Origin of the sequence: Paracoccus sigandri (genome assembly GCF_003709565.1) — a bacterium.
Taxonomy (GTDB): domain Bacteria; phylum Pseudomonadota; class Alphaproteobacteria; order Rhodobacterales; family Rhodobacteraceae; genus Paracoccus; species Paracoccus siganidrum.
This window is the reverse complement of record NZ_QNRC01000014.1, coordinates 16187-28746: the sequence shown is the minus strand read 5'-3', so window position 1 is coordinate 28746 and position 12560 is coordinate 16187. Positions and strand designations below refer to the sequence as shown.

Genomic DNA, 12560 nt, shown 5'->3' with positions numbered 1-12560 from the left:
TCCTCAGGGCGAAGGGATCTGCCGAAGGAACCGCTGATGACCCGATCTTTCATTGCCGACGGGCTGTGGCATGTCGTCCGCAACAGCGAGGGCCGCATGTCGGTCTGGCCCGCGCCTCATGCCCTGCCGCCGGGCTGGCGCGCCGAGGGCGAGCCGGCCAGCCGTGCCGAGTGCCTGGCACGGATCGACGCGACCTGGACCGATCCGCGTCCCCTGGCGCTGCGCGCGGCGATGGAGGCAGGACAATGAACGACATGCAGCATCCACGCCCCGCCGACCCGATGCCGCTCAGCGGGATCGAACGGCAGATCCGGGCCCATGAGCAGGTGGGCGGGCTTGGCCCCTTCGCCCCGCAGCGCCTGGCCCTGCATCTTGCCCCCGGCCATGACGGTGCCGCGCTGGCAGAGGCGGCGCGGCTCATGATCCTGGCCCATCCCGCCTTCGCGGCGCGGCTGGAGACCTTGCCCGGCGGCGAGGTCCTGCGCCGGCAGGACGACGCCAAGCGGCCGGCGATGACGATTCACGCCGTCTCGGACGATCCCGCGGCGGATGCGATGCGTCACCTGGCCTCGCTGTCGCCCGAGCTGGCGGCGGTCGATCTGTTTCCGGGCCGGGACGGCAGCCATGTCCTGGCCATCGCCCTGCATCCGATTCTGGGCGATGCCGCGACGCTGGCCGCGATGGAAGGCAGCCTGCTGGCCGCGATGGCGGGCCAGCCGACCGCCCGGCTGGGCCTGCGGCCTCCGGCCGCCCCACCCCTGCGCGACGCCCTGCCCCGCTGGCGCGCGCGGCTTGGGGCCGGCCATGTCATTGCCCGTCTGCCGCAACGCCACGGCGGCAGCGAGGGGACCGTCCGGCTGACCGCAAGCCGCGACCTGCCGGGGGATCTGGTCCGCGACATGGACGACCCGGAAGAGGTGCTGGCCACCGCGCTGGCCGCGTTGCTGGCGCGCTATGGCGGTCATGACCGGCTGCGTTTCGCGCTTGGCCAGCCCTCGCCCGATCCGGCGCGGCGGGGCGAGGATATCCTGCCGCTTTGCGCCGATTACGACCCGGCCGAGGGCTTTGCCGCCATGCGTCTACGGATCGCGGCGGCGATTTCGGATATTCGCGCCGACCGCCTGCCTTCCGAGGCGCTGGTGCAGGACATGCTGCGGCAGGCGGGGGCCGACCGCCATCCGCTGGGGGCGGTGGTGTTGCATGTCCGCCACGCCGCGCCATTGCCCCAGGGCGTCGCCCGCCTGGCGACCCCGCGTCCCGCTGCGCAGGGGGAATGCGTCATTCTGGCCGAGACCCTGCCGGAAGGCGGAATCCGGCTGACCGCCGATCACCCCGAGGGCCTTCACGAACCGGCATTGATCGCGCGCTTCCTGTGCCATCTTGAGCGCTTGCTGACCGCAGCGCTGGCCGATCCCCATCGCCCGCTGGCCGGAATTGCGCTGCTGGAGGATGACGAACTGGACCGGCTTTCGGCCCCCTATCCCGACGACGCCCCCGTTGATCCGCGCGCCACGCATCAGATGATCGCGGCCCATGCCCGGCAGACGCCCGACAAGCTGGCGGTCATCTGCGGCGGGGATCGCCTGACCCATGACCAGATGAACCGCGCCGCGAACCGGCTGGCGCATCGGCTGATCGCGCTTGGCGTCGGGGCCGAGATCCCCGTCGCGATCCTGATCGAACGCGGTGCCGAGGCGCTGGTAGCGATCCTGGCCGCGATGAAGGCGGGCGGCGCCTATATTCCCGTCGAACCAGACCATCCGGCAAGCCGCAACCACCACATCATGACCGATGCCGGCGTGCATGTGGTGCTGACGCGGACCCGGTTCCGGGACCGGCTGCCGGACGGGCTGGCCGCGCATGTCCTGTGCATCGACGACCTGCCTGCCGGCGATTTCCCCGAGACCGATCCGGCCGTCACCATACATCCCGATCAGCTTGCCTATGTCATGTATACCTCGGGTTCGACCGGCAAACCCAAGGGCGTCGCCGTCGAACATGGCCCGCTGAGCCTGCACAACCAGACCACCGCGCGCGTCTACGAGATGAGCGCGGACAGCCGCGAGCTGCCGTTCCTGCCGTTTTCCTCGGATGGCGGGCACGAGCGCTGGATGGTTCCGCTGATGATGGGCGGGTCGGTGGTGATCCCCGACGGCCCGCTCTGGACGCCCGAGGAAACCCTGGCGGCGATGCGCCGGCATGGTTGCAACAACGCCTCGATCCCGACCACCTATCTGCAGCAGCTTGCCGAATGGGCCGAGGCCACCGACGAGGCCCCGCCGATGCGGCTCTATTCCTTCGGCGGAGAGGGGCTTGCGCAGACGACATTCGATCTCTTGTCGCGGGCATTGAAGGCCCGGATTCTGATCAACGGCTATGGTCCGACCGAGACGATCATGACGCCGATGGTCTGGAAGGTGCGGGCGGGCACCCGCTTCGAAGGCGCCTATGCGCCGCTTGGCCGGGCCGTCGGGGACCGGCGTGCCTATGTGCTGGATGCCGATCTGATGCCTTGCCCCATCGGCGTCGTGGGCGAGATCCATCTGGGCGGCTCGGGCGTGGCGCGCGGCTATGTGGGCCGTCCCGGCACCACCGCCGACAGGTTCATCCCCGATCCCTTCGGGCCAAGGCTGGGCGGCGGCGCGGGGGGACGTCTCTACCGCTCGGGCGATCTCGGCCGCTGGCGCGAGGACGGGACGATCGAATTCCTCGGCCGGGTGGATCTTCAGGTCAAGCTGAACGGCCATCGCATCGAGCCGGGAGAGATCGAGGCCGCGCTGCTGGCCGAACCCGAGGTCAGCGAGGCGCTGGTTCTGCTGCGCGAGGATGACGGCGAGAAGCGGCTGATCGCCTATGTCGTCGCCCCCGCGCGGATCTCGGGCGAGGCGCTTCTGCACGCGCTCGAGGCGAAGCTGCCGCGACACATGCTGCCCTCGGCCGTGGTCGTGCTGGACCGGATGCCGACCAATCCCAACGCCAAGCTGGACCGCGCGGCGCTGCCGCTGCCGGGCCGCGTGCAGCGAAAGGCCCTGGGCGTGCCGGCGAAGGACAAGGCCGAGGCAGCGATCCTGGCCGTCTGGCGCGAGGAAATCGGCCATGACGGCATCGGCGTGACCGATGACTTCTTCGACATGGGCGGGGTGTCGCTGGCCGCGCTGAAGGTGCTGGCGCGGCTGCGGGGGGTGTGGCCCGGCGTCGCGCTGACGGTCGCGGATCTTTTCGACGCCCCGACCGTGCGTGGCCTGGCCGCCCGCATCGCCGCCGGCGATGCCACCGGACGCAGCGCCATCACCCTGCGTGCCAGCGGCACGAAACCGCGCCTCTATTGCTTTCCGGGGCTGCTGGTCTCGACCCGCGAATATCTGCGCCTGACCGATTACCTGGGCCCCGAACAGCCGGTGACGGGCTTCCTCTGCCATTCGCTGAACGAGGAAAAGCGGCTGAACGTCGCCGTGGAAGAGGTCGTGGCCGATTACGTGTCGCATATCCGGGCCGAGGCGAAGGGCCAGCCCTGCGCCTTCCTCGGCTGGTCCTGGGGCGGGCTGCTGGCATGGGAGGCGGCGCGGCAATTGCAGGGCGAGATCGACCTGCGGCTGATCGCGCAGGTCGATGTCTGCGATCTGGGCACCGACTTCGCCCCCGGTGCAACGCCCCGCTTCGCCCCCGGCGAACGCGACCGGCTGCAGGCCGAACTGCGCGACTGGCTGGGCCGCACCCGGATGCGCCCCGAATGGGACCGGCTGATCGGCGCCATGGACGACGAGTGCCATGATCAGCTGCTGCGCTTCATCGGCAACGAGGCCGATCCCCTGCCCACCGACGGGCCGGAAGTCTCCAGCCGCGAACATACGTTCTGGGTCCTGATCGACAATGCGCTGGTCTTCCGCCGCCACAGGCTGGAACCGCTGGACGTGGCGGTCGCGTCGTTCTGCGCCGGCGACAGCCTCAGCCGGGGGCTGAACCTGGTCGACTGGCGCCGCCTGTCGTCCCGCGCCACCGCGGCCGAGATCGTGCCGGGGACCAACCATCTGCATATCATCGGCGATCGGCTGTTTCACGCCCGGCTGAAGGCACGGCTGGACCAGGCTTGGCCGGACTGTCCGACCGGCAAGAGATCGCCGGCGCAGAAGCCGCCGGAAGGTTGACATCCCTTCCCATGCTGGTAGCTGTCCCGCACCCAGGCGCGCAGGTTGCATGCGCACCCCGGCATTCCATCGACATCCCGCCCCCCGAACCGCTATTGCGCGGCGCCGTCCGCACGGCACGGATCCCATGAGGACACAGATGACGTTTTCCAGACTCCGCTCTGAAACAGCGCGTTGGGTATGGCCCATCGCGGTTGCCGCCCTGTCCTGCGCAGCCATGCCCGCCACCGCGCAGGAGGCAAGGCAGGATACCACGGTGCTGAACCCGATCGTCGTCGAAGGGGAAGGCCTTGACCCGCTGAGCGGCGGCACAAGCTATGTCGTCGGCGACAGCGCGACCGGCGTCAAGGCCGGGGCCAGGATCACCGAGATCCCGCAATCGCTGTCGGTCGTCACCGCAAGGGAACTGAAGGACCGCGCCCCCGCACAGCTGGAAGACGTCGTGGCCTACAGCGCCGGCATCACCTCGGCGATCTGGGGGGTGGACGACCGCTTCGACCAGTTCCTGATCCGAGGATTCGACAACGGCACCAGCGGCATCTTCCGCGACGGGCTGAACCAGAAGGTGCTGAACTTCTCGGGCTTCAAGATCGATCCCTACCTGATCGAGCGGGTCGATATCCTGCGCGGCCCCTCGGGGGTTCTCTATGGTGAGAACGACGCCGGCGGCATGGTCAACGTGATCACCAAGCGCCCGCAACCCGAAAGGGCCGCCGAAACCTTCCTGTCCTTCGGCGCCAATGATGTGGCCCGCGCCGGGATCGACGCGACCGGCCCGCTGAACGGGGACGGGTCGCTGTCCTACCGGCTTGTCGCGGTCGGGCAGGCCGGCGAGACCGAGATCCGCGATTCCGACAATGACCGGCTGCTGCTGGCGCCTTCGGTCACATGGCAAGCAACCCCCGACACCCGCGTCACCCTGCTGGCCCAGTGGCAGAAGGATCGCCTGACGCCCAACAACTTCCTGCCCGTCGCGGGCGAGGATTACCCGCTGGCCCTGGGGGCGCTGCCGCGCGATTTCATCTATTCGCAGTCGGATTTCAACCGGCTGGAGACCGAGCAATGGGCGCTTGGTTACGAGGTCGAGCATCGGCTGACCGATGCGCTGACGCTGCGGCAGAACTTCCGCTATGCCAGGCAGGACACGGATTACCGGCACCTGTATTTCTCGAATATGCTCGATGAGAGCACGCTGAACTTCGCCGCCTTCACCGTCGATGAAACCGCGACCCAGATCCGGCTGGACACGCAGCTGCAATATGATTGGCAAGGCGCCTCCAGCCGGACGACCCTGCTTGCCGGGATCGATCTGGCGCGGGACGAAATCGACGGCCGGACCGGCTGGGCAGGCGGGCATACCATGCAGGTCGGCGATCCGGGTTACGATTTCCCCGTCGCATCGCCGCCGATCATTTCGGACCAGAAGCAGGTGGTCAGCAGCCGCGGCCTTTACGCGCAGGGGATCACCCGCATGGATTCGGGCCTGACCGTCACCTATGGCGCGCGCAAGGCCTGGATCGAGAACCGCGCGACGGAACGTCTGAACGATACGGTGACGACAAGCGACAATGACGCGCTGGTGGGGATGCTGGGCGCGACATGGGACCTGGGCGGCGGCTGGGTGCCCTATGCCAGCTATACCGAAAGCTTCACCACCAATGTCGGCACCGACCGCCATGACAATCTGTTCAAGCCGACCATGGGCAAGCAATACGAGGTCGGGGTGAAATACGCCCCAGATGAAAACAGCCTGTACACATTGGCGATTTTCGACCTGAAGAAGGACGATGTGCTGACGCGGGACAATGATGATCCGATCTACCGCACCCAGACCGGGCAGATCCGCCACAAGGGGATCGAGCTGGAGGCACGCACCGCTCTCGATAACGGCCTGTCGCTGATCGGCAGCTATACCTATCTCGATGCCGAGATCACCCGGTCGAATGACGGCGATCAGGGCAATACGCCCGCGCTGGTGCCGGAACATCAGGCGGCGCTCTGGCTGGATTACGATATCGTCAAGGCCCATCCGGGCAGCGCGCTGGCCGGCCTGACCCTTGGCGGCGGTCTGCGCTATGTCGGCGCCACATGGGGCGACAACGGCAATTCCCGCCGGGTGGACAGCTATCTGCTGGCCGATCTTGCGCTGCGCTACCGGTTTCAGGACTACTCGGTCGGCCTGAACGTCACCAATCTTTTCGACGAGGAATATCACGGCACCTGCACCGCCAGCTCGGGCTGCATCCTTGGCGAGGGGCGCGGCTTCAGCCTGACCTTGAACCGCAGCTTCTAGGCCCGCCGGGATGGGGACGCAGCTCATGGAAATCGCCGAGATCACCAAGGACAAGGCGGCCATCTGCCGCGACATCATGACCGCCCTGTCCGACTGGTTCACCGAGCCTGCCGTGATCGACTTCTGCAGCGAGGCGGTCGAAACCCTGCCGATGTTCGGCTGGGTTGAAGATGGCGCCGTGCTGGGCTTCGTCGCGCTGAAGGATCATCCGCCCTCGGCATCCGAGATCATCGTGATCGGGGTGCGCCCGGAATGCCGCGGCAAAAACATCGGCAGGCAGCTGATCGCGGCGGCCGAACGCCACGCCCGCGCCAGGGGCCGCAGCCTGCTGACCGTCAAGACGCTGGCGGACCGGGGCCTGGACGAGCCGCATTATGCCGCGACGCGCGCCTTCTATCGCGCCAACGGCTTCATCGCGGCCGAGGTGTTTCCCACGCTCTGGCATCCCGACAGCCCCTGCCTGTTCCAGGTCAAGCCGTTGCCGGTCTCGTGACACTTGCTGATCGGGCTTCGGACCGGGCGCCGCCTTTCATGGTCGCGGTTCGCCTACAATCCGGCGGGCAGGACGACCGGCCTGCCGTCCGGCAGCGCCGTGCAATCGAACGCGATGCCGAAGGTCTCGCGTAGCGGGTCTTGCGCCAGGACCTGGGCGGTCGGTCCGAAGGCCGTCAATCGCCCATTGCGCAGCGCCAGCATCCGGTCGCACACCCGTGCGGCGATGGTCAGGTCGTGCAGGATCATGATCACGTTGCGGCTTTCGCCAAGGCGTTTCAGCAACGCGACCAGCTCGGCCTGATGCGGCAGGTCAAGGAAGTTCAGCGGCTCGTCCAGCAGGATCGTGCCGCTTTCCTGCGCCAGGACCAGCGCGATCCACGCCCTTTGCCGCTGCCCGCCGGACAGGCTGTCGACCTGCCTATCGGCCAGATCCGACAGGCCCACCGCCTGCAGCGCACGCCCGACCGCCGCGCGATCCGCCGGGGTCATCGGCAGGAAGGGCCGCAGCCAGGGTGTCCGGCCCCGCGCGACAAGCTGGCGCACGCTGAGGCCGGGCGGGGCCTGCGCGCTTTGCGGCAGCATGGCGATGCGGCGGGCGCGCAGGCGGGCGGGCATCCGGGCGATCTCCTCGCTGTCATGCAGGACCTGGCCGGACTCGGGCGGAAGCAGCCCGGCAAGCGCCCGCAACAGCGTGGTCTTGCCCGAGCCATTGGCGCCGATGATGCCGGTGATGCCGCCCTTGGGCAGGCTGAAATCCAGCCCGTGCAGGATCCGGGCGCCGCCCAGGCTGATCGTGAGGGTGCGAATGTCGAAGGGCATGGTTTTCCTTTCCCGTCAGCCGCGCGCCATCCGGCGAACGGCGAGGATCAGCACCGGCGCACCGATCAACGCGGTGTAAAGGCCGGTCGGCAACAGCGCGGCGGGCGCGATGGCGCGGGCCAGCGTGTCGGCCAGCGTCACGAATGCCGCGCCGGCCAGCATCGCGGCGACGGGGCTTGGCCGACCGTATGACATCAATCGTCCGACGGGTTCGGCCACCAGCGCGACGAAGGCCATCGGCCCGCACAGGGCCACCGCGCCGGCCGCGACGATCGCGGCGACCAGCCCCAGCCCCGCGCGCAACAGCGCGACCCTTACGCCCAGGGCGCGGGCCAGGTCCTCGCCCAGCTCCAGCCGGTCCAGCGCCCGGCCGGCCAGCAGCAAGGGCAGCATCAGCAGCAGAAGCCAGGCCCCGCGGGCGACCTCGGGCCAGCCCACGCCGTTCAGCGTGCCGCTGAGCCAGGTGATCGCCATGCCCGCCGTGCCGTCGCCCATGCGCAGGATCAGGGCTTCGGTGGCCGCCCCGGCAAAGATGGCCAGCGCAAGCCCCTGCAGAACGACGGCGCGCGGCTCTATCCCTCGCCGGGGATGGGCGGCAAGCCAGCCGACGATCGCGACCGCCGCCAACCCTCCGCCCCAGGCCCCCAGCATTGCCGGCGCCCCCAGCAGCAACGCCGCCACCGCGCCGCAGGCCGCCCCCTGCGTCACCCCGATCACGTCGGGCGAGGCCAGCGGATTCTTCAGGAGCGTCTGGAAAACCAGCCCCGCAAGGCCGAAACCCGCCCCGGCGATCAGGCCGACCAGCAGGCGCGGCAGCCGCAGGTTCCAGACCATGCGGCCGGCGCCCTCGGGGTCCAGCAGCGCCTGGACCAGATCGGGCGGGGCAAGCCATGTCCGCCCGGCGGACAGCGACAGTCCCGCCAGCAGGATCGTCAGAAGGATCAGCGCGACCGGCCTCATGCGCCCTCGCGCAGCATGCGGCGGACAAGGATCATGAAGGCGGGGGCACCGATCATGGCCAGCACAAGGCCCAGCTGCACCTCGCCGGGGCGCAGCAGCCAGCGCCCGGCAAGATCGGCGAACAGGGCCAGGCCCGCACCGACCGGACAGGCCAGCGCCACCTGCCGGGTCAGGCTTGCCCCCGGCATGGCCCGGCGCGCCAGATGCGGGGCGATCAGGCCGATGAAGCCGACCGGCCCGGCAATGGCGACGCTGGCCCCTGCCGTCAGCGCCACCGCCGCGAGGCCAAGGCCCAGCACCCGTCCGACATGCAGGCCAAGCGCGCTGCCCATCTCGGCGCCCAGCATCAGCGCCTCGATCTGCCGGGCAACCGCCGCGGCCGCCAGGATCCCCGCCAGCGCGATCGGGGCCAGAACGGCCAGCGCCTGGGACTGCGCCACCGCCAGAGAGCCGACCATCCAGAAGCGATAGATGTTGCGCGCCTCGGGATGGGTCAGAACGACCAGCGCGACCAATGCCATGCACAGGCTGGCAAAGGCCGCCCCCGCAAGCGGCAGGCGCAGGGTATTGTCCCCGCCTCCGGCCAGAAGCCATACCAGAACCGCCGCCAGCGCCGCGCCCGACAGCGCCAGGCCCGCGATGACAAGCTGCGGCAGCGCGCCAAAGGCAAGCAACCCCGACACCACCGCCAGAGCCGCCCCCGCATTCACCCCGGTCAGCCCCGGATCGGCCAGCGGGTTGCGGGCCATCGCCTGCATGATCACCCCCGCCACGGCCAGCGCGCCGCCGACCACCAGCCCCGCCAGCACGCGCGGCAGCCGCATCTCGGCGATGATCGCCTGTCCGGGATCGGCGGGATCATAGGCCGCCAGCGCCGCCCAGAGCAGGCGCGGCGGATAGTCCTGCGCCCCAAGGCACAAGGCCGCCACCAGCCCCGCCAGAGCGGCCAGCCACAGCAGGGTCAGTCGGGAAGCAAAGGGCAACGCGGAATCCGTGCATGTCGAGGTTTCATTGGACGGCTGGCGACATGCTGGCCCGTGGCGCCTGCTTGCCGCCTGTGGACCGGGCGGTCAAGCGCTTGACCCGAGGGGTGGCAGCAAGTAGCCCAAGGTCGACCCAGCGAGGCATACGCAAGGCAGAGATCAACCGGACGGAAACCGCCATGCCACGCCCTCTGCCCATGCTTGCCTGCCTTGCCGCCCTTGCCTTGCCCGTTGAGGCCGACGAAATCAGCTTGCGCCACAGCTTCGGGGAAACGCGGCTGGACCCGGACAGCATCCGGCGCATCGTCTCGGTCGGCTATCACGAGCAGGATTTCCTCTACGCCCTGGGCCTTGCCCCGGTCGGCGTGCATGAATGGTTCGGCGGCCATCCCCATGCGACCGGCCCCTGGGCCGAGGAGGCGCGACAGGCGGTCGGGGCCGAGCCCGAGGTGCAGCATGGCTTCGAGATCGACGTGGAATGGGTCTGGGGCATGGAGCCGGACCTGATCCTGGCGACCTTCGCGCCGCTGGATGCGCAGACCTATGCCCGGCTGTCCGAAATCGCGCCGGTCATCGGCCCGCCCGAGGGTTATTCGCCTTGGGGTGCGCCCTGGGAAACCGAGTTGCGGCTGATCGGCCAGGCGACCGGCCGCGAGGACCGGGCCGAAGCGGTGATCGAACGGATCGACGGCAAGATCGCGGCCGCGCTGGAGGCGCATCCGCAGCTTCGCGGCCTGTCCGGCACCTCGGCCTATTTCAACAGCAACGGCCAGATCGCCGGCTTTCGCGGCATGGAGGGCGCGAATCGGCTTCTGGGGGCCCTGGGCATCCGCACGCCTGCCGCCTTCGATGAAATGGTGGGGGAATCCGATCGGTTCCATGTCAGCGCCGAGCGTTTCGACCTGTTCGATCTGGACGTGATCCTGTGGCTGGTCGATCCGCCGACACGGCAGACGATCGAGGCGCTGCCCGCCTGGCGCAACACGCGCGCCGCGCGCGAAGGCCGCGCCGTCTGGGCCAGCCCCGCGATGATGGGGGCGATGAGCTTTCAGTCGCCGCTGTCGATCGAATGGGCGATCGAGCCGCTGACTCGGCTGCTGGCCGCGGCGGCGGATGGCGATCCGGCGACAGAGGTCCAGTAGCGGCCTGGGCGCGGCGGGTGCCGGATCAGGGGAATTCGCGAAGCAGGGCGATCCGTCCGCACGCACCACGGCGCAGACCGCCACATGGCCCGGTTTGGCACCGGCGCATGGAGTGCGCCCCTCGGGTTGGATGTATCCGCTGGCCTGTGGGTCGAAGGTGAAAGCCGCGGCCGGGAAGCCGGCACCGGTCCCCCTATGCCGGCGATCCCAGAAGCTGGTCCTTCAGGCTGACCGAGGACACCGGCGGAAGATCGAAATCCAGTCCGGCCTCCAGATGGCGCAGATGCTCGTCGGTCAGGCGCAGCAGCAATTCTTCGTCACGCGCCGTCAAGGCATCGACGATCCCCACATGGTCGTCGCAATTCGCGCATGAATGCCCTTCGCCCGGATACATGCCCAGGATCAGGGTGCTGCGCATGGTCAGTTCGGCCAGAAAGCGTTCCAGCACGCGATTGCCGGACAGCTGCGCAAGATACATGTGGAACTGCTGCGACAGCCGCAGCTCGGTCGGCTTGTCCTTGCGGATCCGCGCCTCGGTCTCGGCGGCGATGTTCGCGCGCAGATAGGCGATGTCGTCATCGGTCACGCGGGCCACGGCCTGCCGGGCAATGGTCCGCTCGATCGCGCGGCGGGCCTGGAATACCTCGCGCGCCTCCTGCGCGGAGGGGGTGGCGACGAAGGCGCCGCGATTGGGACGCAGCTCGACGACCTGCTTGGCGGCCAGGGACGCCAGCGCGCGCCGGACATTCGCACGGTTGCAGTTGAACAGCTCGCTCAAGGTCTGCTCGCCCAGCTTCGTCCCGGCGGGAAGGCGCTGCTCGGAGATCGCGTTCAGCACCGCGTCGACAATCAGGTTTTCCGGCTGGACGTCCATCTGGGCTCGGCTTCTTGCTGTTCGGCCTGCGGATACAGGCAATTCCGGAATGTGGCAAGCATGCCACAATTCTGTTGACTTGTTAACATTTCTTGTTAACAATTATTGTTAACATATTTGGAGGTGCTGGTGGATATCCTGATCGTCAACCCGAACTCAACCCAGTCGATGACCGACAAGATCGTCGAAGCGGCCCGCGCGGCGGCCAGTCCCGGCACCGTGATCCATGGCGCCACCGCGGCCGGCGCGCCCGCCAGCATCGAGGGGCATTACGACGAAGCGATGTCCCTGCCCGGCCTGCTGGCACATGTCCGCGAGGCCGAGGCGCAGGGGATCGACGGCATCGTCGTCGCCTGTTTCGACGATCCGGGCATCGCCGCCTGCCGCGAACTGGCCAGCGGCCCGGTGCTGGGCATCTGCGAGGCGGCGGTGAAGGCGGCCAGCATGCTGGCGACCTCGTTTTCCGTCGTGACCACGCTGCCGCGCTCGGTCCCGGTGATCGAGCATCTGATCCACGGCTATGGCCTGTCGTACCAGTGCCGCCGCGTCCGCTCGGCCTCGATCCCCGTGCTGGCGCTGGAAGAGCCCGGCTCGGATGCACGGATCAAGGTGCGTGATGAAATCCTGTGCGCCATCCGGGAAGACCGCTGCGAGGCCGTCGTGCTGGGCTGCGCCGGGATGGCCGACCTGACAGCATGGCTCAGCGAGGAAACCGGCATTCCGGTCATCGACGGCGTCAGCGTCGCGACCCGCATGATCGAGGCACTGGTCGGTGCCGGACTGCGGACCAGCAAGATCAACGCCTACGCTTTCCCCAACGAAAAATAGGGAAGCACGAAAGGGAGGAGG

General features: G+C 68.7%; 10 protein-coding genes. 6 read left to right on the top strand and 4 right to left on the bottom strand.

Going from position 1 to position 12560, the window contains the following annotated elements:
- The first annotated feature begins 36 nt into the window (after nt 1-36).
- The 4 genes from C9E82_RS13815 (at nt 37) to C9E82_RS13800 (ending at nt 6931) form a co-directional block, all read left to right on the top strand.
- The gene (locus C9E82_RS13815; protein ID WP_119898418.1) at nt 37-249 is read left to right on the top strand and encodes an MbtH family protein; all 213 of its coding nucleotides are present in this window, start codon (nt 37-39) and stop codon (nt 247-249) included.
- Between the two features lie 5 nt (nt 250-254).
- The gene (locus C9E82_RS13810) at nt 255-4145 is read left to right on the top strand and encodes an amino acid adenylation domain-containing protein (RefSeq protein WP_221035989.1); all 3891 of its coding nucleotides are present in this window, start codon (nt 255-257) and stop codon (nt 4143-4145) included.
- A 217-nt stretch (nt 4146-4362) separates the two neighbouring features.
- Nucleotides 4363-6438: a TonB-dependent siderophore receptor gene (locus tag C9E82_RS13805; protein WP_170162086.1), complete on the top strand. Its 2076-nt coding sequence runs from the start codon at nt 4363-4365 to the stop codon at nt 6436-6438.
- Nucleotides 6439-6448: 10 nt separating this feature from the next.
- On the top strand, nt 6449-6931 hold the full coding sequence (locus tag C9E82_RS13800) for a GNAT family N-acetyltransferase (RefSeq protein WP_119898415.1): 483 nt from the start codon (nt 6449-6451) through the stop codon (nt 6929-6931).
- Between the two features lie 53 nt (nt 6932-6984).
- Here the strand turns inward: C9E82_RS13800 and C9E82_RS13795 are convergent, their stop codons facing one another.
- The 3 genes from C9E82_RS13795 to C9E82_RS13785 are packed head-to-tail and all read right to left on the bottom strand — an operon-like array spanning nt 6985 to nt 9695.
- Nucleotides 6985-7752, bottom strand: coding sequence for an ABC transporter ATP-binding protein (locus tag C9E82_RS13795; protein ID WP_119898414.1), 768 nt, complete (start codon nt 7750-7752; stop codon nt 6985-6987).
- Nucleotides 7753-7767: 15 nt separating this feature from the next.
- The gene (locus C9E82_RS13790) at nt 7768-8712 is read right to left on the bottom strand and encodes a FecCD family ABC transporter permease (RefSeq protein WP_122449306.1); all 945 of its coding nucleotides are present in this window, start codon (nt 8710-8712) and stop codon (nt 7768-7770) included.
- A complete protein-coding gene (locus tag C9E82_RS13785; protein WP_119900341.1) occupies nt 8709-9695 on the bottom strand; it encodes a FecCD family ABC transporter permease in 987 nt (328 codons plus the stop codon). The genes C9E82_RS13790 and C9E82_RS13785 overlap by 4 nt, the downstream gene beginning before the upstream one ends.
- 179 nt (nt 9696-9874) lie before the next feature.
- Here C9E82_RS13785 and C9E82_RS13780 point away from each other — a divergent pair, with 179 nt between their 5' ends.
- Nucleotides 9875-10837 (top strand): ABC transporter substrate-binding protein, encoded by a 963-nt coding sequence (locus C9E82_RS13780; protein WP_170162152.1) that lies wholly within the window; start codon nt 9875-9877, stop codon nt 10835-10837.
- 193 nt (nt 10838-11030) lie between these two features.
- Here C9E82_RS13780 and C9E82_RS13775 read toward each other — a convergent pair whose 3' ends face one another.
- Nucleotides 11031-11711, bottom strand: a complete 681-nt coding sequence (locus tag C9E82_RS13775; protein WP_119900339.1) for a GntR family transcriptional regulator — start codon at nt 11709-11711, stop codon at nt 11031-11033.
- 129 nt (nt 11712-11840) lie between these two features.
- On the opposite strand from C9E82_RS13775, the gene C9E82_RS13770 reads away from it, so the two are divergent.
- Entirely contained in the window at nt 11841-12539 is a 699-nt protein-coding gene (locus C9E82_RS13770; RefSeq protein ID WP_119900343.1) for an aspartate/glutamate racemase family protein, read from the top strand.
- Nucleotides 12540-12560: the final 21 nt, after the last annotated feature.